General features: G+C 47.3%; 21 protein-coding genes and 3 pseudogenes. 12 read left to right on the top strand and 12 right to left on the bottom strand.

All coding sequences use genetic code 11. The features are described from left to right. Positions 1 to 3 precede the first annotated feature (3 nt). Positions 4 to 1,095 (top strand): alkene reductase, encoded by a 1,092-nt coding sequence (locus D908_RS11810; protein WP_005523948.1) that lies wholly within the window; start codon positions 4 to 6, stop codon positions 1,093 to 1,095. A gap of 134 nt (positions 1,096 to 1,229) precedes the next feature. On the opposite strand, the gene ctlX is transcribed toward D908_RS11810, so the two are convergent. Further along, the gene (ctlX, locus tag D908_RS11815; RefSeq protein ID WP_005523946.1) at positions 1,230 to 2,201 is read right to left on the bottom strand and encodes a citrulline utilization hydrolase CtlX; all 972 of its coding nucleotides are present in this window, start codon (positions 2,199 to 2,201) and stop codon (positions 1,230 to 1,232) included. 329 nt (positions 2,202 to 2,530) lie between these two features. Between ctlX and vcaM the strand changes: the two are divergent. Both vcaM and D908_RS11820 read left to right on the top strand, forming a co-directional pair. Further along, positions 2,531 to 4,390: pseudogene (vcaM, locus tag D908_RS0119185) on the top strand (multidrug efflux ABC transporter VcaM). A 199-nt stretch (positions 4,391 to 4,589) separates the two neighbouring features. Then, a complete protein-coding gene (locus D908_RS11820) occupies positions 4,590 to 5,294 on the top strand; it encodes a DUF445 family protein (RefSeq protein WP_005523945.1) in 705 nt (234 codons plus the stop codon). A gap of 129 nt (positions 5,295 to 5,423) precedes the next feature. On the opposite strand, the pseudogene D908_RS0119180 reads toward D908_RS11820, so the two are convergent. Next, positions 5,424 to 6,052: pseudogene (locus D908_RS0119180) on the bottom strand (LysE family translocator). A 238-nt stretch (positions 6,053 to 6,290) separates the two neighbouring features. Between D908_RS0119180 and D908_RS11825 the strand changes: the two are divergent. The 3 genes from D908_RS11825 to D908_RS11835 all read left to right on the top strand — a co-directional run bounded on the left by D908_RS11825 (position 6,291) and on the right by D908_RS11835 (position 8,292). After that, positions 6,291 to 7,121, top strand: a complete 831-nt coding sequence (locus D908_RS11825) for an AraC family transcriptional regulator (protein WP_001283942.1) — start codon at positions 6,291 to 6,293, stop codon at positions 7,119 to 7,121. 137 nt (positions 7,122 to 7,258) lie between these two features. Then, the gene (locus D908_RS11830; protein WP_032467570.1) at positions 7,259 to 7,978 is read left to right on the top strand and encodes an AzlC family ABC transporter permease; all 720 of its coding nucleotides are present in this window, start codon (positions 7,259 to 7,261) and stop codon (positions 7,976 to 7,978) included. Beyond that, on the top strand, positions 7,975 to 8,292 hold the full coding sequence (locus D908_RS11835) for an AzlD domain-containing protein (protein WP_000605635.1): 318 nt from the start codon (positions 7,975 to 7,977) through the stop codon (positions 8,290 to 8,292). Before D908_RS11830 ends, D908_RS11835 begins: the two co-directional genes overlap by 4 nt. A 46-nt stretch (positions 8,293 to 8,338) precedes the next feature. Here D908_RS11835 and D908_RS11840 read toward each other — a convergent pair whose 3' ends face one another. Together D908_RS11840 and ohrR are read right to left on the bottom strand one after the other, a co-directional pair. Further along, a complete protein-coding gene (locus tag D908_RS11840) occupies positions 8,339 to 8,953 on the bottom strand; it encodes a fumarylacetoacetate hydrolase family protein (RefSeq protein ID WP_000018320.1) in 615 nt (204 codons plus the stop codon). 118 nt (positions 8,954 to 9,071) lie between these two features. Continuing rightward, positions 9,072 to 9,530 (bottom strand): transcriptional regulator OhrR, encoded by a 459-nt coding sequence (ohrR, locus tag D908_RS11845; protein ID WP_005523943.1) that lies wholly within the window; start codon positions 9,528 to 9,530, stop codon positions 9,072 to 9,074. Positions 9,531 to 9,639: 109 nt separating this feature from the next. Here ohrR and ohr point away from each other — a divergent pair, with 109 nt between their 5' ends. The 4 genes from ohr (at position 9,640) to D908_RS11865 (ending at position 12,975) form a co-directional block, all read left to right on the top strand. Then, positions 9,640 to 10,062: an organic hydroperoxide reductase Ohr gene (gene ohr, locus D908_RS11850; RefSeq protein ID WP_005523942.1), complete on the top strand. Its 423-nt coding sequence runs from the start codon at positions 9,640 to 9,642 to the stop codon at positions 10,060 to 10,062. A gap of 203 nt (positions 10,063 to 10,265) precedes the next feature. After that, positions 10,266 to 11,258, top strand: a complete 993-nt coding sequence (locus D908_RS11855) for a porin (protein ID WP_005523941.1) — start codon at positions 10,266 to 10,268, stop codon at positions 11,256 to 11,258. Between the two features lie 194 nt (positions 11,259 to 11,452). Then, on the top strand, positions 11,453 to 12,310 hold the full coding sequence (locus D908_RS11860; RefSeq protein ID WP_000954348.1) for a DMT family transporter: 858 nt from the start codon (positions 11,453 to 11,455) through the stop codon (positions 12,308 to 12,310). 47 nt (positions 12,311 to 12,357) lie between these two features. Beyond that, entirely contained in the window at positions 12,358 to 12,975 is a 618-nt protein-coding gene (locus D908_RS11865; RefSeq protein WP_000211013.1) for a glutaredoxin family protein, read from the top strand. Between the two features lie 166 nt (positions 12,976 to 13,141). Here the strand turns inward: D908_RS11865 and D908_RS22940 are convergent, their stop codons facing one another. The 3 genes from D908_RS22940 to accD form a co-directional block, all read right to left on the bottom strand. Then, complete coding sequence (locus D908_RS22940; RefSeq protein WP_005516220.1) at positions 13,142 to 13,276, bottom strand: hypothetical protein; 135 nt, start codon at positions 13,274 to 13,276, stop codon at positions 13,142 to 13,144. A 103-nt stretch (positions 13,277 to 13,379) separates the two neighbouring features. Continuing rightward, entirely contained in the window at positions 13,380 to 13,730 is a 351-nt protein-coding gene (locus tag D908_RS11875; RefSeq protein WP_001187744.1) for a hypothetical protein, read from the bottom strand. A 125-nt stretch (positions 13,731 to 13,855) separates the two neighbouring features. Beyond that, complete coding sequence (gene accD, locus D908_RS11880) at positions 13,856 to 14,731, bottom strand: acetyl-CoA carboxylase, carboxyltransferase subunit beta (RefSeq protein ID WP_032467584.1); 876 nt, start codon at positions 14,729 to 14,731, stop codon at positions 13,856 to 13,858. Positions 14,732 to 14,838: 107 nt separating this feature from the next. On the opposite strand from accD, the gene D908_RS11885 reads away from it, so the two are divergent. Then, a complete protein-coding gene (locus tag D908_RS11885) occupies positions 14,839 to 15,744 on the top strand; it encodes a LysR family transcriptional regulator (RefSeq protein WP_032467583.1) in 906 nt (301 codons plus the stop codon). Positions 15,745 to 15,930: 186 nt separating this feature from the next. Here D908_RS11885 and D908_RS0119175 read toward each other — a convergent pair. From D908_RS0119175 to D908_RS11905, 5 genes and pseudogenes are all read right to left on the bottom strand, one after another. Continuing rightward, positions 15,931 to 17,293, bottom strand: a pseudogene (locus tag D908_RS0119175) (TrkH family potassium uptake protein). A gap of 1 nt (position 17,294) precedes the next feature. Further along, positions 17,295 to 17,948 (bottom strand): potassium channel family protein, encoded by a 654-nt coding sequence (locus D908_RS11890; RefSeq protein WP_005523936.1) that lies wholly within the window; start codon positions 17,946 to 17,948, stop codon positions 17,295 to 17,297. Between the two features lie 266 nt (positions 17,949 to 18,214). Next, positions 18,215 to 18,913: a response regulator transcription factor gene (locus tag D908_RS11895; RefSeq protein ID WP_005523935.1), complete on the bottom strand. Its 699-nt coding sequence runs from the start codon at positions 18,911 to 18,913 to the stop codon at positions 18,215 to 18,217. 6 nt (positions 18,914 to 18,919) lie between these two features. Then, on the bottom strand, positions 18,920 to 19,939 hold the full coding sequence (locus D908_RS11900; protein WP_005523934.1) for a sensor histidine kinase: 1,020 nt from the start codon (positions 19,937 to 19,939) through the stop codon (positions 18,920 to 18,922). A gap of 177 nt (positions 19,940 to 20,116) precedes the next feature. Beyond that, positions 20,117 to 21,319 (bottom strand): MFS transporter, encoded by a 1,203-nt coding sequence (locus D908_RS11905; RefSeq protein WP_005523932.1) that lies wholly within the window; start codon positions 21,317 to 21,319, stop codon positions 20,117 to 20,119. A 133-nt stretch (positions 21,320 to 21,452) separates the two neighbouring features. On the opposite strand from D908_RS11905, the gene soxR reads away from it, so the two are divergent. Next, positions 21,453 to 21,899: a redox-sensitive transcriptional activator SoxR gene (soxR, locus tag D908_RS11910; protein WP_000426191.1), complete on the top strand. Its 447-nt coding sequence runs from the start codon at positions 21,453 to 21,455 to the stop codon at positions 21,897 to 21,899. Positions 21,900 to 21,903 lie beyond the last annotated feature (4 nt).

Raw genomic sequence — 21,903 nt, 5'->3', positions numbered from 1 at the left:
AAAATGAGCAGATTATTTGAACCAACCGATTTAAAACAACTCACGCTACAAAACCGTGTGGTGATGGCTCCGATGACTCGCGCACGCAGTAGCCAACCGGGAAATATTCCGAACCCAATGATGGCAACCTATTACCAACAACGCGCCAGTGCAGGGTTAATCATTTCCGAAGCGACCCAGATCTCCGATGATTCGCAAGGCTATTCATTCACTCCCGGCGTTTATACCGATGAGCAAGTTTCAGGTTGGAAAACCGTAACTCAAGCGGTCAAACAACAAGGTGCAGCGATGTTTTGCCAACTTTGGCATGTCGGGCGTGTTTCTCATCCTATTTTTCAAAAAGGGGAGTTGCCGATTGCTCCGTCAGCCCTCAAACCGGTTGAGACTCAAGTTTGGATCGCCGATGAGCAAGGCAATGGCCACATGGTGGATTGCGTTGAACCCCGTGCACTGACTCAAGCCGATATTGATCGAGTGGTGAATGACTTCGCTCGGGCTGCAAAATGCGCTATTGAAGCAGGGTTTGATGGTGTGGAAATCCACGGCGGTAATGGTTATCTCATCGATCAATTCCTACGTACCAACTCGAATCATCGTACCGATAGTTATGGTGGCAACCGTGAAAATCGAATTCGATTTTTGCTCGAAGTGGTTGATGCGGTCAGCAAAGCCATTGGTGAAAACCGTGTTGGCGTCCGCTTAGCACCGTTTATTACCTTCAAAGATATGAATTGCCCCGACATAGTGCCTACGATTTTAGAAGCATCGAAGGAGTTGCAAGCACGAGATATTGCGTATCTGCACTTATCAGAAGCGGATTGGGATGATGCTCCTACCATTCCAGAAAGCTTTCGCATTGCGCTACGCGAGCATTTCACTAACGCCATTATTGTCGCAGGTCGCTACACACTTGAGCGCGCGGAAGAGGTGCTACAAAAAGGCTATGCCGATTTAGTCGCATTCGGGCGTCCTTTTGTCGCTAATCCAGATCTGGTTTCTCGCCTCAAGCACCAGCAACCACTGGCGCAGCTGGATGGAAAGACACTCTTTGGTGGTGACGAACGCGGTTACACGGATTATCCAAGCAATCCCTAACAAGCAAATCTAGCTCTATCGGATTTGCACCATCCCCACCACTTTATCCACCCATTATGGCTAACGGAGAAAAGTGATACAGGGGTAATCTAAAGGGAGATATCCCTAATCTCCCTTTCTTTTTGTGAATAACCTTACTTTTGTTTTGGTAAGAACAGCTCGGCCAGCATGCAGCGCACACTGCCACCGCCAATGGTTTCTATGGTAGGCACGGAGAAAGGCAGTAACTTACCGTGGGTCGCAAGTTGGTTGAGCTGCGCGGGTGTAAATGCCTCATAAGCCGATTGCGACATGGCGATCACTTTCTGCCCGTCACGAGTTTCTAATTGCAAGATGTTGCCACAGAAGCGATTCATCTGCTCAATTGAGATCGAAATCACCTGCTTATCTTTCGCCAGCGATTTCACGACAAAACGGCGCTCATATTCCGGGATCGCTTCATCACATATCACACAGAAGCGCTCGCCAATCGCCATCATCACATTGGTGTGATAAATCGGCGAGCCGGAAGGCAATCGGGTTTGGAATGACACCACTCGTGAGTAACCAATTTGCTCGGCATACACTTCTAGCACTTCGCGATCACAGCGCTGAGACAACCCCGCATAAATCGTACGATTGGGATGATCGATCACCATCACGCCAGTGCTTTCCAAAAACGCTTGTTGCTCGGTAAACGCGAGCAACGAGTGCTGCTTTATCACGGCAAAACCATGTTGTTGCAAACGCTCGACCAAAGCTTGCGGGCGCACTTCCAAACGTCGATTCGCACACGCCATTGGAAACAAAAACAGCTCGCCCGCTTCGGTGGTGCTAAACCAGTTATTGGGAAACACGGCATCCGGCGTTTCACTGCTCGCCAAAGGATAATCAAAGACGACAACTTCAACCCCAGCTTGGCGAAGGCCGCTTACCATGGCGTTAAACTCAGCCATTGCGCGCTGCAAAATAGTTTCACCGCTTAAAGCCAGTGGGTTTTGAAACGCATTATCTTGCGCGGTTTGCGCATTAAAACCGAACTCTTTCGGTGGCACCATCACTACGGCACGCGCATTTTGCACCACAGGGGACGTTATCGATACATTGGCTTGTTGATTGACATTCATAGACAGACACTCATCACCGATTTCACCCCAAAAGTGTAAACAGAATGTTAACCAAAGATTTGCTGATTTTGATTTATTTCAGCCAATAAACTGTCATTTTTGACTGTGAAAATCATTTATTGCAGTAAATATCACTCATGTAGTGAATTACATCCGTTAGATTCACTTCGAAACAGGTCGCAAAACTTAGAGGCTGAATCGGCATAACTTCAAGTCCCCTATGGATGACGTTATACTGCTTGCGTTTGAATAAAAAATGACATTTTGGCGGACGCTCGAACGCGTGTTCTCTCCCTCACTACCGCCCAATTCACTGCAAGGATCTTCTCATGTTTAAGCTATTCGAAGGTTTCACCGAGCCTTTCCCGAAAGGTGATCCCCAACGTCCACCCGATACCCTGTGGGCGTTTTGCCGCCACTACACCCGCGGTTTTGAAAAACCACTGATGGTGATGGCGTTACTCAGTACTTCGATCGCGATTATTGAAGTATCACTGTTTGGTTTTATGGGAAAACTGGTGGATTGGCTTTCCACCAGCCATCCAGAAACGTTTTTAGCCGAAAATCAGAGCACATTGATTGGATTGGGCTTGTTGGTGCTGGTCGGCATGCCTTTGTTGATCGGGCTATATTCATTGCTGATCCACCAATCTTTGCTCGGCAACTATCCGATGTCGATCCGTTGGCTGGCGCACCGCTATCTGCTCAAACAAAGCGTATCGTTTTATCAAGACGAATTCGCAGGGCGCATCTCCACGAAAGTGATGCAAACGGCGCTCGCGGTTCGTGAAACCGTGATGAAATGAATAGATGTGTTTGTGTATGTGATGGTGTATTTCACTGCTATCGTGGTGATTTTAGCGCAGGCCGATTGGCGCTTAATGATCCCTATGCTGATTTGGCTGACGATCTATGTCACGGTGCAAATGTATTACGTACCTAAGCTGAAAAAGGTCGCTTCTGAGCAAGCCGATGCCCGCTCACTGATGACCGGACGCATTGTCGATAGCTACACCAACATCATGACGGTGAAGCTGTTTTCTCACAGCCAGCGCGAAACTCAGTATGCCGAAGAAGGTATGCAAGATTTTCTTGGTACCGTGCATCGCCAAATGCGTTTGGTGACCGGCTTTAATATTTGGGTTGAAATGGCCAATTATATATTGGTGTTTACCATTGCCGCGCTGTCGATTTACCTATGGACGACCAGTGCAATCAGCGTTGGTGCCATTGCAGTAGCAGTAAGTTTATCCTTACGTATCAACGGCATGTCTAAGTGGATCATGTGGGAAGTCAGTGCCCTGTTTGAAAACATCGGTACGGTAGTAGACGGCATGACCATGCTCGGTAAACCGATCACAGTGACGGATAAGAAGGACGCTAAACCTTTGGTGGTTCAACACGGCGGCATTACGTTTGATGATGTCAGCTTCCACTATGGTGAAAACAAAGGCGTGATCAACCATCTCAATCTCAACATCAAACCGGGAGAAAAAGTCGGTTTGGTGGGTCGTTCGGGAGCGGGTAAATCCACCTTGGTTAACTTGTTACTGCGTTTCCACGATGTGGAAAGCGGCCGGATCCTAATTGATGGTCAGCCGATTTCGGACGTGACGCAAGAATCGCTGCGCAGCAAAATCGGCATGGTGACGCAAGATACCTCGCTGCTGCACCGCTCAATCCGCGACAACATTTTGTACGGCAATCCGAATGCGACGGAAGAACAACTACTGAAAGCCACGGCGCAAGCCCATGCTCATGCGTTCATTCTTGGTTTGACCGATCCGCACGGCAACAGTGGTTACGATGCGCAAGTGGGTGAGCGTGGGGTCAAACTCTCTGGCGGACAACGTCAGCGCATTGCGATCTCTCGCGTGCTGCTGAAAGATGCGCCACTGTTAGTGTTGGATGAAGCCACTTCCGCGCTCGATTCCGAAGTGGAAGCAGCAATTCAAGAAAGCCTCAATGAACTGATGCAGGGCAAAACCGTGATTGCGATTGCGCACCGTCTTTCCACTATCGCCGCGATGGATCGCCTGATCGTGCTCGATAAAGGCCGCATTGTAGAGCAAGGCACACACCACGAATTGATTGCGCAAAACGGCATTTATGCTCACCTGTGGGCGCATCAAACGGGTGGCTTCATCGGCTGTGATGAAGAAGAAGTGGAAGAAGCCGTACTCGCCTAACTTCCTTTCTCCCTACTGCACCCAAATGACATGGTGTTGCAGCTAGACTGCAAGTACGAAGGAAAAAGCCCGCGACTGTTTCGCGGGCTTTCCTCTTTCTGGGATTTTGACTTAGAATTCCGCTACTTTTTCCATGCATTAACCTGAAAGCGGTTGGCCGTTATGTCAACGTGAGACTTTGAGTAACCAAGAGAACACCATGAACAAAAGCCTTATTACCAATTTAGTGGCGCTGGCACTGATGGGTGTCGGCTATTTCCTGCCTAACAACTATGCTTTTTACGCTGGCCTGTTTGCCTTTTCCGGCGCGATCACCAACTGGCTCGCCATTCATATGCTGTTTGAAAAAGTGCCGGGATTGTACGGCTCAGGCGTGATTCCAGCGCGTTTTGAAGATTTCAAAGCCGCAATCAAACAGCTGATGATGGAGCAATTTTTTACCGACGCGAACATCGACCGCTTCCTCAATAAAGAGATGAATGGTGCGATGAACCTCGATCTGCAACCTGTGATCGCCAAAGTCGATTTCAACCCGACGTTTGATTCTCTGGTTGAAGTGATCAGCCAATCCTCATTCGGTGGCATGTTGGCGATGTTTGGCGGTGCACAAGCGCTTGAGCCATTGAAACAACCATTTGTGGAGAAGATGCAAGATGCGATTGTTGAGATCAGCCAGAGCGAGTCGGTACGTGAAGCACTAAAAGGGCAATTAGAATCCCCTGCCATGCTTGATGAGATTAAAGCCAATATCGAAGGCATCATCGATCAGCGCTTAAATGAACTGACCCCGCAATTGGTCAAAGAAATCGTGCAGAAGATGATTAAAGAACACCTTGGCTGGCTAGTGATTTGGGGCGGCGTGTTTGGTGGCTTGATCGGTCTAGTTTCCGCCTTCGTGGTTTAATCGGTGACAATAAACCTAGACCGATAATTATTGGGGTCGATTCGTTAACCGAACTCGCATACCCAACACTAAACACAAATAAAAAAGCCATAGGCGTAAGTCTATGGCTTTGACATTACTAGGTGACACCTAAATAAAATCGCTCAGCATCCAAAGTGCCAGCAGCAAAAATACCCCACCCATCACTTTGTGTTGATAAGTGCGAAAGCGCTGGTTGTCCAGTAATGAGCGCCCAAACACACCAACCAACGCCACCAGCAGCAAGTTAAACAGCAAGCCGCATACGTTCAGCACAAGCCCAAGCGCGAGCATCTGTTCAGCAGAGCTTGCGGCAATATTGGCGGAAACAAACTGCGGTAAAAACAGCACAAAAAACACCAAGGCTTTGGGATTAAGAAGATTGCTGACCAAGGCGCGTTGGTAGAAGGTTTTCGCCACCGCTTGTGCATCTTCTAAAGTTGGTGCTTGCGCCGCATCCGCGCGTAGGCAATCCCACGCCATTTTGAGTAGGTACGCCCCACCCAACAAATGCAGCACGTTAAGCGCTAATGGGTTCATGGCAATCAGCGCCGATACTCCCAAAGCCGCGAGTAAGGTTAAAATCATCCTGATGTGGCATTGCCCAAGCTGGCAAACAAACCAACTCGTCGTCCGTAGCTCATACTAGAGCTGGCAATCAGCAGCATATCTGGCCCAGGGATCAGCAGCAGCGCCAATACCGCGGTGAGATATACCGGTAATACCGAAACATCAATCATGTTGAAAATCTTGTTAAAACAGGAAAGCGGCGGATTTTATAGGAGAGATACCGCTATTTCCATCTTAAAGATAATCCAATCTCATTCATTTCTAGCCAGAGATAAAAAGACATCGCCTACCTGCAACTCCAAGTAGTTTGAGGATCGATGTATTTATTCGTAGCTTAAGAGCAATTTTGTACAAAAACTTCCACTCAATTTGCAGTAGACTCGCTAAGAGAAACCACAAGGAAGCGGCATGAGCGATTCAGCAGGCAAAAATAAAGAACAAGCAAAATTCCAGATTGCCGAAGAATTTGGCGGTCTAGAGCTGCTCGATGCGCAATACGAAACGCAAAACTTTTCTCGCCACAGCCATGAAGGGTACACAGTCGGAGTTATTGAGCGCGGCGCACAATGTTTCTACCGTACAGGTGGCAATCATATTGCTCCGCAAGACAGCATTATCTTGGTCAACGCCGACGAAGTGCACACCGGGCACTCTGCAGTGGAAGGCGGTTGGGCCTATAAGGCCATGTATCCACTCCCAGAGCAGTTTGAGTCAGTGGCCAAAGAGCTTGGCGCTAACACAGGTGCGCCTTATTTTCCGCAAGCTGTGGTTTACGATCCTGAACTCGCCAACCAACTGCGCTTAGTGTTTGATACGCTCGAAAAATCCACCAACCGTTTACTGCGTGAAACGTTGATTTATGCCAGCTTGGTTAAGTTGATGACGCGCCACAGCCGCACGGCTCCGAAAGCCGATCAGCCTTTATCGGCACTGCGACCGCTTCTGTTGGTAAAAGAGTTTCTCGACGATTTCCCACAAGCGGATGTCTCACTCGAAGAGTTGGCTCAACTGGCTGGATTAAGCCCTTTTCATCTGGTACGCACTTTCCAAAAACAGTTTGGTTTACCACCGCACGCCTATCAGATCCAAGCACGCTTGCGCCTCGCCAAAAAACTCTTAAAACAGGGTTTAAGCATTTCGAATACCGCGCAAGAGTGCGGCTTCCACGATCAAAGCCATCTGCATCGCCATTTTAAAAAGGCACTGGGGATCACCCCAAAGCAGTACGCAAGACCTTAAATGTTCAGAATTCTCTGCATGCTTGCCGCGCAAGATTATCCAAGCTTGTGACTCATGGCTGTGCTCTGATATACCCTTCCTGCTTGGAGTTTCAAGTCGGATGGGTATAAAGTTTTCTCCTATGAATTGGAAAGAGTATGAATAATTCCGTGTTAACGATTAATGATTCTCCCACGCCTGCTCGACTGTTTTGGCAAGGAACGGTCGCCATGCTGCCTCTGAGCATTGCGGTATTGCCTTGGGGTTTGCTGGCAGGTTCGTTTGCGATTGAAGCTGGCTTGTCAGTGGTCGAAAGCCAAGCACTCTCAGCCGTGTTGTATGCCGGGGCTGCGCAACTGGTCGCCATTGGCATGTTTAAAACAGGGACTGGCCTCATCACCTTGCTGCTCGCAACCTTTTTCATTACTTCGCGTCATTTTCTGTACAGCGTGTCGATGCGCAGCAAAATCAGCCCACTTCCCTTGCGTTGGCGGCTCACTTTGGGCTTTCTGCTTACTGATGAATTGTTTGCGATTTGCGGCTCACAAACCGACAAGCAGTTCAATCGCTGGTATGCATTAGGGGCTGGGCTCAGTTTTTATCTGATTTGGAATTTGGCTAGCTTGGTGGGCATTGTCGCGGGGCGCTATTTGCCCGATCTCAATCAGTGGGGATTGGAATTTGCTGTCGCTGCGACTTTTATCGCGATTGTGATCCCGAATATCAAAAGCTGGCCTGTGTTGATTTCGGTACTGACGGCTCTGGTTTTATCAGTCGCACTCACAGTGATGGGAATTGAAGGAAGCCTGATGTTTGCCAGTATTGGCGCGATGCTCGCAGGCTACGGTGCAGAACGTTTGATAGGAGGTCGCCCATGATCATGCTTTCGATATTCGCGATGACAGCGCTGGTATTCCTCAGTCGTTATCTGTTTCTTGAACCCAAACTGCCACTACGCTTGAGCCCCACATTGCAACGCTTACTCAGCTACTCAGGGCCTGCAGTACTGACCGCGATTTGGGCACCGATTGTGTTTATGCCCGAAAAAACGCTGTGGCTAGAGTGGAACAACCCTTACCTACTTGCAGCGCTTCTCGCGGGTCTATTAGCTTGGGTGAGCAAAAACGTGTTACTCACCACAGTCGTGAGTATGGGATCTTTCCTGCTGCTTAAATTAGTGGTTTTTGCGTAACTTTTTGACCTACCCATGATCGCGATGCACAAAAAAGAATGGCTGGTTACTCAGCCAGCCATTCCACTTCAATCAAGGTATGCTCACCGCATTTGAGACGCCCAACAAAGAGATCACCTTGATGTACTTCGCCCACGCCTTGTGGTGTGCCAGTCATGACGACATCACCATCTTCCAGCGTCAGATAGCTTTTCAGCTCTTGCAACACGGTTTGTGGTGAGTAAAGCATCTGTTTGACATGCCCTTTTTGTACACGGACACAGTTGATGAGCAATTCGAGATTCAGATCGGTGACATCCAGCCCTTCCAAAGGCACAAAACGGCTCAGTACCGCTGCGCCGTCGAAAGCTTTGGCGCGTTCCCAAGGCAATCCCTTGGATTTGAGATAACTCTGCATTTGTCGTTTGGTCAGATCTAAGCCTATTCCTACGCCCACATACTGACCTTTCTCGACCACGAAACAGATCTCCGCTTCGTAATGCAAAGGCTCTTGGTGAAAGGAACGCAAATTCGAAGTAACCGCTGAGGAAGGCTTATGAAACAGCACCATTTGCTCAGGAATGCTATTTTGCAGCTCCTGAATATGCTCAACATAGTTGCGCCCCACACACAGCACTTTACCGACGGATAAACTTCGGTTGGCAAATTGGATATGACTCATCTCTCTTCCTTGACCAGACACAAAACGGCGATTCTAAACTAGCCACTGAAAAAGTACGCAGAAATGAGTCACACAATTATCGAAAATGCGCGCTTCAGTCCATTAATCTTTCTGTCCACTAATCAAGAGTGTGCAGAATTTTTTCACACAGTGACTTCAGTGTAACGAGCTCATCCACACTGAGATTTATTTTACACAACATCTGTGTCGGAACTGCTCGCGCTTGCTGCTGCAGTTCAAACCCAGCTGGCGTGAGAAATAACTCGCGCACTCGCTCATCACTGCTACCGCGTCGACGCTCCACAATTCCTTTAACTTCCAGTCGTTTCAAAAGTGGCGTTAAAGTCCCGGAATCCAAGTGCAACTTTGCGCCGAGATCTTTCACATTGATGCCATTTTGCTGCCAGAGCACCAACAGCACTAAATATTGCGAATACGTGATATCCAGTTTATCGAGCAAAGGACGATAAGCCCGGATCACCGCATTCGCCGCGCTGTAGAGCGGAAAACAGATTTGATTTTCCAACAATAGTAGATCGCCAACGGGGGCTTGGCAGCCGATATTGGATGCGGCCATGGTTTACCCTCAAAAATTAAATTGCACACAATATACTTGCAAACAACAAAAGACTCGATATAAGATTGCAAGCAATTAAATTGCACACAACTTAAATGAGGCATAAAAAATGAATACCATTTACCAAACTTCAGCTACCGCTTCTGCAGGACGTAACGGTGTCGTCAGCACTCATGACAAACTTCTGGAACTGAACCTCAGCTACCCAAAAGAAATGGGCGGTAACGGCACAGCCACAAACCCAGAACAACTGTTTGCCGCAGGTTACGCCGCCTGTTTCTCAAACGCGATTTTGCACGTTGCCCGCGAAGCTAAAGTCACATTAAAAGAAGCGCCTGTAACGGCAACCGTGGGCATCGGCCCAAATGGTCAAGGTGGCTTTGCCCTTACAGTAGCTCTTGAAGCACACATCGCTTTGGAAGATGAACAAGCCAAACAGTTAGTGACTGTCGCTCACCAAGTTTGCCCTTACTCTAATGCAGTACGTGGCAATATTGATGTGAAAGTCAGCGTTAATGGCTTTGATCTCTAAGCAAATCCTTGAATTGATCTCTTCGGCGAAGCTCGCGACCATTAGGTCGGGCTTCGCCTTCTTCTTTTGGCTTTGTCATCCCGTCGCCATAAAAACTCAATTAAAACGTCATTAAACAGCAACGAATTATTCATTTTTAATCAGTACCTTAGCGTCATCACAAGTCGGGCAGTAAGCCCATCAATTCAAATAAGGTAAGTAAAATGAAAAAGGCAGCAGTTGCTCTAGCCGTTCTCTCGGCAGTGGTATCAGGTTCTACTTTGGCAGCCACCGTTTATGATGCGGAAGGCACTTCTCTGAATGTAGGTGGTCGTTTGGAATTCCGTGGTGACTTCGGCGGCGCAAACATCAGTGGTAAAGAGATTGAAGGCTCAATGCAAAACAAAAGCCGTATGCGTTTGAATGTGGCCGGTGAAACCTCTCTGACTGAGGGCTTAAAAGGATTTGGTTTTTGGGAAGCAGAGCAAACCGTTAAATCCTCGGCTGACAACGATGCAAACAGCAGCTTCAAACAACGTTATATGTACGCGGGTTTGAAAGGTGATTTCGGTGCGGTTTCTTTTGGTCGTCAAAACACGGCGGGTGTACAAATTTCTGATATGTCCGACATCGCAACCTTTACTGGCGACCAAAAAGCCTTTATCAACTCAGGCAATGAGCAAGTGAACAATACTTTCCTCTACGCTTACAACATGGAAAGCCTCAAGCTCAAAGCAAGCTACATTGCTGGCGAAGCGAAAGACACTGACGGCTACGGCATTTCAGGTCTCTATTCTTTACCTTTCGGCCTGGATATTGGTTTGGGTTACTCAGGTAACGACAATGGCACTGGTGCTGGCTCTGCCGATCAACTGATTGCGGGCTTAGGCTACACCATGGATGCGTTTTATCTGGGTGCCACTTACACCTCTGGCGACATCGACGACAAAACCAAAGAAGAGTTTGATGGCGTGGAAGTTTCTGCTCAGTACAAATTCACCAAAGAGTTCCGTTTGATTGCGGCTTACCAAAACCGCCAAACTGAAATCAGCAATGTCAAAACTGACAAGTCAGATTTCTTCGAGCTGACTGGCCGTTACGACTTCAACAAAAACTTCCGCACTTACGTCGCGTATATGCTGAACAATTTGGATGACAACAAAGTTGGCTACAAAGTAGAAGATACGATTCGTCTTGGTTTACGTTACGATTTCTAATCACACTGCTTAATTCCTAAATTGTCCTTCTTGGCCAAGCTTTCGCTTGGCTTTTTTGTTTTAGGATTTCGACAATCTTGAACAACCGCAACGATTGGTTTTCCCATGATTACCACGTATGATTCAGACCAACTTTTCGACCACCTCTTTGATTCATGAGTATAAAACACCACCCAATCCAAGGTGCGCTTTGGATGCTGACCGCCGGTTTATCTTTCGCTGTCGTGAATAGCATTGCGCAGTACGCCAGTATTGAATTTGGCCTCGCCTCCACTACCGTGGCGCTGGTTCAATACGCCATTGCGATTGTTGTCATTCTGCCTTATCTCAAAACTCTGGGCATTCGTCAGTCGCTTCGCACTCAGCGCTTTGGGGCGCATTTACTGCGCGTGTTTTTAGCCGTGATTGGCATTCAACTCTGGTTGTGGGCGTTGGCCTACCCAGTACCCATTTGGCAAGGTATCGCGCTGTTAATGACTTCGCCACTGTTTGCCACCATCGGCTCCGGTTTGTGGTTACGTGAAAAGGTAGGCATGGCGCGTTGGTTCGCCACCCTCACAGGTTTTGTGGGCGCCATGATCATTCTTGAGCCATGGGCGGATGATTTCAATCTGGCTTCACTCTTACCTGTTGGTGCAGCTTTTTTCTGGGCTTGCTACTCACTCATGGTTAAAAAACTCTCGGCACACGATTCACCTTCTACCATGGTGGTTTATTTACTGCTGCTGATCACACCATTTAACTTACTGCTTGCCCTCCCCGACTGGCAAATGCCGAGTGGCCAAACTCTATGGCTATTACTGATAGGGGCTGGGGTAATGACAGCATTGGCTCAGTGGGCGATTGCTAAAGCCTATTCCGTTGCAGATGCCTCTTTCGTACAACCGTTTGATCACGCCAAACTGCCGTTAAACGTATTGGCTGGATGGCTGGTATTTGGATGGGTGCCTCCAGGTCGGTTATGGCTTGGTGCGGCGATCATTGTGCTTTCCGTGGCATTCATTACTCAGTGGGAAACAAAAAAATCTCGGCGTGAAAGAAAAATTGCGTAGAACCTTTCCTATCTTTTAATGAAAAGATTTGCATGAGGAATGCCTTGATGACCACACCAATTAAAGTGACACTTTACCGCTGGGCAGGCAGTTTTGGCCCATTTAAAGTCAACATCCCCTGTGGGGAATGCACATTGACCAAAGATATTTTGGCCGATACCTTTGCTAATGAACTGGCAGGTGTTCCGATTGAATTGGAAGTAAAAGATTGGCTTTCTTACTGGTGGGAACCATTAAAACTCGGCGCATGGCATGCCCCCATTGTGGTGGTCGCAGGTAAGGTGATCAGTCAAGGCGAGGCCCTCAATCGCGGTGTATTGGTGCAATCGATCATCAAAGAGTGGACGAAGCAAGACACACTACAAGGCAATATCGTCTTTGGTAAAGCCACTTGCCCTTACTGCGTGAAAGCCAAGCAGATGCTGGATAATGCCGGTATCGACTATCGCTATCACGATGTAGTGAAAGAAAGTGCAGCACTGTACCGCATGATCCCCGAAGTGAAGGCGATCATCGGTGAGAAAACGCCGGTCACCGTTCCGCAAATCTGGTTAAACGGCCAGTATATTGGTGGCAGTGATTCGTTGGAAAAATGGCTGAAAGAGAATCCGCACCCAGTACCGGATAACGTGGTGGAGATAGAAACCACTCGCGTTGCGCAGTAAGGCTAACCTCTATTTTTGCAGCAACAGGGATTGATTGGTTGCAATAACCCCCTAAAAAAATCGCCCCACGAATCCGTGGGGCGAAATATTTCTTGGCGTAACTTTTCTTTCTCTCGCTTATCTTAAGCCTTCTGAAAGAAGCTGCTGGAAGGCTTATTCAAACCGTTTATTGGCTGAACTTCTGGCGCATTCTCTGTAATAAAGAGCGCTTTTTCGTTTTGCTTTTGCCAAATTGAGCCTGATGCATTGCTTGCTTAGCGATCAGTTGACCAAGGTAAACCGAACCCAGTTCATTATTCATAACGCATGCCTCTGTGTTATTGAGTGACATTTGGCGCTCAATATAACAGCGAAAAGCAACAAAAAAAGAGTTGCATCACGTTTTTATGTAATTTAATTACAAGCTAGCTGCGTTTTGGTTGCTTGTAGGTTTTACCTGCCGCTTGGTAAATCTCTTTTTGTTTGATATCGAAGAAACCTTCAAAGAACCAAGCCACAAATTTAACCACGTCATCACCTTCGTTCATTATGTGTTCGACGTACTCTTGCTCTTCACCCTGTTCATCCACTTCGGTCGTCACATGGTAAATACGTTGCTCACCTTCCACTTCCGCTAAGGCAAACTGACCAGAGAGTGATTGCGCCGCTTCGGCAATCGCTTCATCTTCGCTGTTTTTCAGCAGCTCTAATGCCTGCGGTAAAGTAGGTTGTTCACATAAAAGTTTAACTAAGGCTTCAAATTGACTCTGTTGCATGATGTTCCCCGTAGAAAGTGCTTCCCCGTAAAAATGAGCGCCGATTATATACGCTTCCGCACTAAAGCGTCAGCGAATCCTATCAGCTCAAGGTAAACAGATGAGCTGACCAAACAAAAAGAGGATCAAGCCTCTGGAGTATTGAATGGGCTTTGGGCATTTGTGAGTTTAGCCAGTAGTCCACCGACTCGCTCACGCATATCACGTCTATCTACGATCATGTCGATAGCGCCATGCTCTAAAAGAAACTCACTGCATTGGAAACCTTCAGGCAATTTTTCGCGCACGGTTTGTTCTATCACACGACGTCCCGCAAATCCGATAATCGCTCTTGGCTCAGCAATATTAATGTCTCCAAGCATGGCTAAACTCGCAGAGACCCCGCCCAGTGTTTGGTCGGTTAATACGGAGATATAGGGTAAGCCTTCACTTGATAAACGATTTAATGCCGCTGAGGTTTTTGACATTTGCATTAACGACATTAAAGATTCTTGCATACGTGCTCCCCCGCTAGCTGAAAAACAGACTAAGCTGCATTTTGCATCAATCGCGGCTTCCACTGCCCGAACAAAGCGGGCACCGACAACGCTTCCCATTGACCCTGCCATAAAAGAAAATTCGAATGCGCAAGCGACCACAGGCAAGCCCAAAAGCTTTCCTTGTATCACCACTAAGGCATCCTTTTCTCCTGTGCTTTTCTGAGCAAGTACAAGGCGCTCCTTGTAACGCTTTAAATCCTTAAAGTTTAAAATATCTTGGGGTTCATACTCGTCCCCGATTGAAACTCGGTCACCTTTATCCAGAAAACTATCCAAGCGGCGGCGTGCCGTAATCCTCATATGATGATGACACTTCGGACATACATCTAAGTTCTCCAGAAGAGCTAAACGGTAAAGAATTTGCTCGCATGCCGGACATTTATCCCATACCCCTTCAGGAATTGACGTTTTACGTGTTCTGACAATGTCCTTTTTATCCAACAGTTTCTCTAACCAACTCATGGGCAACCTTTCACCAATAACTTTCATCAGTGGCATTGTATAAGCCTATTTATGGCAATAAAGTGGCTTTATTGGGTTTAATAATCCAACTTTTTGGGACAAATAAAATGCTTGAGAAAATAGATCAACAGTGGCTGAAAAGTTTCCACTGTGTTTATGAGAACAATAGCTTTAAGCGAGCCGCTGAATTTCTCAACCTGCCGACGTCCAATGTCAGCCGTCATATCGCTTTATTGGAAGATCGATTGAGTACTCGGCTATTTGATCGAACAACCCGCCGGATCACCCCAACTCATGCAGGAGAGCATCTTTATCTGCGTACTCAGCCGTTGCTGGACAGGCTTGGTGAGGCTCTTGAAGAAGTCACGCAGCATTCCCATGAGATCGTTGGGCAACTGAAAATCCTGATGCCCGATTCACCGGCTTTAGCCCAAGCCGTGGTTTCGTTCTGTACTCTTTATCCTTCCATTTCTTTGTGCTGCGATACCAGTATCAGTCCGAAAGAAGATCTCCTCGATGGGTTTGACGTTATTTTGAGTTTTCACCGAGGGAAACTAGAGGACAGCAGTTGGGTAGCAATGGAGATCAAGCGTTGGCCGAGTGCGGTTGTTGCTTCTCCCCAATTTCTTCAACGTTATGCAAAACCTTCCCAGATTACTGATTTAAAATACCTTCCGTGCATCAGCAGCTTTACCTCACTAAATGGGACACCTTGGGTTTTCAAAAATATGAAAGGGGAATGCATCACCCAAAGGGTAAAGTCTTCTTTTAAGGTGAATAGTGGTTATCTTGCCAAATCAGGGGCATTAGCGGGGTTGGGGCTTGCGATACTGCCCATTGAATCCTGTCGCGATGAAATAGCTGCAGGGACCCTGGAAATGTTAGAGCTGGAATACAAACCTGAGGATTTAGTTTTGTATGCCTTTTACGCTTCGAGAAAACACTTGGCGAAAAGAATACCGATGTTTATTGAACACTTACGACACCAAGCGAATATGGAGAGGAACATCTAGGCAACGTCCTGGTATATTCCTTTTGCCGTCATGTATAGGTCTCTGTTTTTCGTCGCACAAGTTTACCTTGGAAAATCACTTTAACCTGAACAGAAAGAGCAATACGCCAAAGACTTGAAGTCAAAATGGCGTATTGAACGTATTAGCCAGCACCTTGCGAAGTTCGAGCAGCCTAGATACCCGCCATCAACCAATGGCGAGTTTTGTTTCTGCATAACGGAGTTTTTTCTGTCTTGGGCTGGCTAAAAATACGCCAGTGTCAGTGGACCTAAGCGCCCCATAAACATCATAAAGGTAATGATAAGTTCTCCGGCTTCGGTAAGGTTGCCCGTTAATCCGCGCGACAAACCGACCGTACCCAAGGCCGAAACCGCTTCAAATACGATATCGATCATGGGGCATCTTCACTGAGTAGTAATGCGAAGATAGCCAGCCATGTCACCACCACAGAAATCATTGTCAACGCAAGTGCTTTACTGACGGTCTCTTTGGCGATTTCTCGTTTGAACACATACACCTGTTCATCCCGTCTTAAATAGGCATAAGTAGACAAAATCAGCACCATAAAGGTCACTACTTTGATGCCACTTGCGGTACTGAGTGAGCCGCCACCAATAAACATCAGGACAAGGATGATGGAGGTTGTTGCATTCTCCAGTTGATCAATCGCCAGTGTATTAAATCCGGCGGTTCTTGGTGTTACAGCCTGAAACCAAGAGGCCAACCATTTTCCTGATTCACTCAGCGGCGCTAAAGTATTGGGGTTATCGTGCTCAATCAGATAGATCGCGATCAACGCGACGGCATTGATCAATACCGTGCCCGTGATCATCATTCGGCTATAAACCGTCAATTTCGACCAGCAACGATGACGTTTTAAATCCATCCATACGGAAAAGCCCAACCCACCCACAATAAACAGCCCGGTAATGGTGAAATTAATAACGGGATCATCCACATAAGGCATCAGGCTATCGGCGCTTAACGCAAATCCCGCATTGTTAAAGGCACTGATGGTATAGAAAAAACCGTGGAACAAACTGATTTGCCAGCCCAGCTCACCACTCCAGTGCCAAGTCAGTATTGCCATACCAAACGACTCAACAACCAGCGCAAACACCAGTACCGATTTCGCCGTCGCCACTAAAGTGGACGAGTCAGTTTGGTTAAAGGCTTCTCTGGCAACCGTGCGCTCCAAAAAGCCAATTTTTCCCCCTAAGGCGATCAATGTGACTATGGTAAAAGTCATTAACCCAAGGCCGCCGCACTGAATCAGTAAAGCAATCACCACTTGGCCAAACACCGTAAACTGCGTGCCGGTGTCAACAACCACCAGCCCCGTAACGGTAATCGCTGACGTCACCGTAAATAAGCTTTGTATCCAAGTGATCGGTTCATGGGTTGCAATAGGCAATTTGAGCAGCACGGTTCCAAGTAAAATGAGTAACAGAAAACTGCCACACAAAATCAATGGCGGAGCTCCCACTAACTTTCTGCCGGATTTCGGTTTGCGCTCAATATGCCTTACCGATGGATGCCACAACACCATGTCACACCAACCTTGGGGCTAAATATTTCAGCTCTGCTCGTGTGCCACAAAGCAGGATGATGTCATTCGCATTTAATATGAATTCGTGGTCGATCTCATTGAGCATTTCTTGATCGCGCTTTATGAGCACAGGCCGAACACTTCTTTTTACATCACCAAGAATTTGCCCAATCGATGTAGCGTGCAATGACGGTTTAATGTGAATTTCAACCACATACAGCCCATGACCTAAGGATAAGTAGTTGTTAACCATCGGGTAATTCAATGCTTGTGCAACGCGTACCCCCATTTCTTCTTCGGGGTGAATAATGCGTTGCACACCCAATTTAGAAACGATCGTGTGGTGTGCTTTGGTACTGGCCTTGACCCAAATCTCTTTCACGCCCAGATTCTTCAAGGCTAAGGTACAAAGCAAACTTGATTGCATATCTTCCCCGATAGCCACAAGCACCGCTTCGCTGCTGGCGAGATCCAATTCTCGCAAAGCATTCTCATCGGTCGAATCACAGATGATCGCTTGAGTTAACTCCTCGACATACTTTTCGACAATTTTTGGATCATGCTCAACGCCAGTGACCGTGTGCCCAAGATGAATTAACTCAAGGCTGGCAGCAATGCCAAAACGCCCAAGTCCAATGACAGTAAAATGTGCCATGACGATTCCTTAATGAATTTTCCATAAATGCGGCAAAAGCGTGGCCAGCACAGTGAAACACTGCGATAAGCCAAAGATCTCGCCAAGTTAACTATTTCTATGTCTGATGCAGGCTCCAAATGACGCGTGACGACGCCAAATGAACCGAAACATTGATGTACAAAGCTGCCGCTGAGAAAGAAGCGTCGCTGGAAAGATCACGACGCGCGGCCTGCTTAAAAACGCATGGATAACCTTGCTCTGGGCCAGCAAGCTCATTATCGATGCTAACCTGAAGAATCCTCCATCGAGACTAATCGGTAGCCGATCCCTGACTCGGTTTTGATCACCAGTTGCTCATCCGCACTGTCATTCAGCTTTTTACGCAATTGGCTGATGAGGATCCGCAGATAATGCGTATCTTCAGTATGGCTTGGCCCCCAAATCTCTCTTAGCAAACACGTCTGTTTGACCAGTTGACCGGGGTTCTCCATAAGCATGGCGAGAAACGCAAATTCCTTTCTGGTCAGAATCACTTTTTCGCCCGACAGCCAACATTGATGCGTGCTTTTTCTCATTTTCAGTCGCCCAAAGCTGAGTGTGTCTTCAAAAGGGAGCTCGCTGACTAAGTCTCTAACCAGAACTTTGACCCGCACGATTAATTCTCGAACACCAAAGGGCTTGCTGAGATAGTCATTTGCGCCCGCTTCAAGTAAGCGAATTTTCTCTTCTTCTTGATCGCGCGCCGTCAGTATCAAAACCGGGGTTTTACTGGTTTGACGAATGGTTGTGAGTAAGCTGATACCATCACCATCCGGTAACCCAAGATCGAGCACCACCACATGAGGCTGGAAAGTGGTGAGTTTCTCTTTCGCCATCGCTAAAGAATCAGCCCCCATGTATTCAAAACCTTCCGCGGCTAAAGAGATGCGAATAAAAGTGTGAATTTGAGGTTCGTCATCAACCACTAAAATTTTATAAGTCACTCGATGCTACCCCTGCTGACCACTTGGCAACGTAATTCGAATCAAACAACCTTGCTCTACATCGATGCACTCAATGGTGCCTTGATGGGCGGAGATCACCCCTTTCGCCACACTAAGCCCAAGGCCTGAACCTGAATCAGCGCTTTTCTTCTCTCCCCCTGAGTAGAAAAGCTCAAACATATTTTCTGCTTCATCCGGCTTGAGAGGCTGCCCTTGGTTGTAGATATCAATCACCACTTGCTCATGATTTTGCTCTACGGTCACTCTGACAGCTTTATCCTTGGGCGAATAACGCAGCGCATTATCCAACACATTGAATAACGCCTGCTCCAACAGCGCGCGGCTGACTTCTAACAATTTGACGGAGCCTTTCACGTCCACAGATACGCGTTCCGAGGAGGAAGAAAAACGTTCAATGACATTTTTTAGGATATGCAGAATGGATTCCTGCGCTTTGTTGATACGGACGACCCCATGCTGCAATTTGGTGGCCTGAAGCAAATTCTCAATGTATTGATGTAAACGATGGCTTTCCGTAATTGCGCTATCGAGCAGTTCGTTCTTTTCTGCCTCATTTAACTGAGCGCTGTACTCTTTGATTGTGGTGAGGTTGCCAATAATTCCTGCCAGCGGTGTTCTTAAATCGTGTGAAACGGAAAGCAAAATTTGATGACGAAGCCGCATCTGCTTTAGCGCATTTTGTTGGCGTCGATAACGTTCTGCGAGCTGGCTGGTAGTGAACGCGACTGCAACAAACACCACCAAGTTAATCATGTCATCCTGATGAAACATGCGCAGTGAGTAGCGAGGATCCGTAAACAGAAAATTAAAACTCAACGCTTCCGCTACCGCAGCAAAATACGCCATTCTTGAATGGCACTGCAGGGCGATGATGACGATCGAAAGCTGCAAAATAAGCAACACCGCAATGGTAGAACCAAGCGATTGATCTATGCCCAATGACACGAACATTGCGGTAATAAATACCAACACGGGTAACAAATAACGACGGTGAAGCCAACGCATTGCGATACATTTAGTAAGAAGAAACCAATGCCAATTACTCTATCAGATGCTTAAAAGTGCTTCGCGTAAAAAAAGCGTAAAAATAAGACCCTCGCTTTTAGAGCGAGGGCTCTTCTCCTGTCTTTGGGGTGACTAGTGTTTAAGACTTTTGGCCAAATAACGCCGCACTGAAACACTTCATGCTGGCCTCATGGCAAGTTCAAGCCCTTTATTCAAGCGAACCATCAGGAAAACCGCCGCAACCATCACCACAGAGGCAAAAAGAAATCCGAGCTGAGTGATACCAAAGTGGCTTAAGAAGGCAATGGCAACATAACTGATGCTTTGCACTAAAGTGGCGAACATTTGCAATCCACCATCGGCACGCCCACGTTGATCAATATTGATGCAGTGATGCATCCAATTGGTACGAGCAATGCGGTTCAACGCGTTAAATGTGCCAAAGAAAAACGTAAACAGCAGCAGCAGTTGGGGCGTGGAGGAAAAACTCATGCCGACCAATGTGGTCGCAGCCAGCCCCATTGCGCCAATCATGATCCCTTGATGTGAGCCTAAACCGAGTAATCGAGTCACAAATAACCCGGTGACCAAAGACCCCAACCCAAAGGCAATGTTGTAGCCCGCAAACCAGTCACCCGAAATGCCCATTTCAGAAAACCAAATCGGCACCAACATCCCCAAGAACGTTAATATGGGGTAACTCAAGGCAGAGAGCATAAGGAACGCATAAAAGTGAGGGCGCAGAGTGAAAATCTCGCGGCTTTCTTTCATCTGTTCGATAAAAGAAACCGATGTGAAATGGCGCAGTTGTCGGCGATAAGGCGTCAACATATAGCTGACAATGGCAATACCTGACGCAATGGCAGCAAAGCAGGAAAACTCAAGCATGCCCCACATTTCAAGCAGCACCACACCTAACGCCCCCGAGCCTAAGGTTGTACCCTGCATGATCACTTCTTGTTTTCCGGAGATCGACGCATATTCATGCTGATAAAAATTTTCTTGAGTAAACGCATTATTCGTTGACCAAGCTAAGTTACTCGACGTCCAAAACATCAACTGAGCGGCGGCTAATAACTCGTTAGACTCATACCCTGCCCCATAAACCAGTGCAATCACTGCCGCGGTTCCAGCTTGTAACAACTGAACCCCAACCAACAGCCGCTTTCTTGAAAAGCGATCAATCAAGCTTGAGAAAAATGGAGTGAGAATAAAAGAAAGCGCGGTACAAGCGAGGGCGACCATAGCCACAAAAGTGCCCATATTGGGGGTAGAGAGCATGACCCAAGGCAGCGCCATCATGAACAGCCCAGAAGATATCCCATCAAAAAATCGTCCTGTTAGATAAGAGAGTGCTCGCGTTTTATGATTCCTTTCCATATTTATATTTCCATTTGATGCCAACTGGGTGCTACGGTAATACCTCAAGTTAACTTCAGGTAAAGCGTTTTTTACAAAGCCAGTAGAGAAAAAGTAAGCAGCGAAAATGACAAGGCAAGTTGGAGAACACGATATGGAAATGACGGTAGGTGAAGTGGCTCAAAGAGCCGGAGTTAAAGTCTCAGCCTTGCATTTTTATGAGCAGAAAGGACTGATTCACAGTTGGCGTAACCAAGGAAATCAGCGTCGTTATCATCGCAGTGTATTGCGCAGAATTGCCGTGATCAAAGCAGCGCAAATGGTAGGGCTGACCTTAGAAGAAATCGCTGAATCTCTGGCTGATTTACCAAAACATCAAGCACCAACTCGCCAACATTGGGAACAGATGGCCTCCAATTGGAGCAATTTGCTTGAACACCGTATCCAACAATTGAAAGCACTGAAAGAAGATCTCGGCGGCTGCATTGGCTGCGGCTGTTTATCTATAGAATCGTGCGCAATCTACAACCCTAAAGACATTCGGGCGGTCACGTTTGCCAACAAAACGTTGCTCACTCACCCCGAAGACTGGACAAGTTAACACA

The organism is Vibrio mimicus CAIM 602 (assembly GCF_000338875.1).
Taxonomy (GTDB): domain Bacteria; phylum Pseudomonadota; class Gammaproteobacteria; order Enterobacterales; family Vibrionaceae; genus Vibrio; species Vibrio mimicus.
Note: the sequence above shows the minus strand (reverse complement) of the source record. Positions and strands in the feature narration are given on the sequence as shown.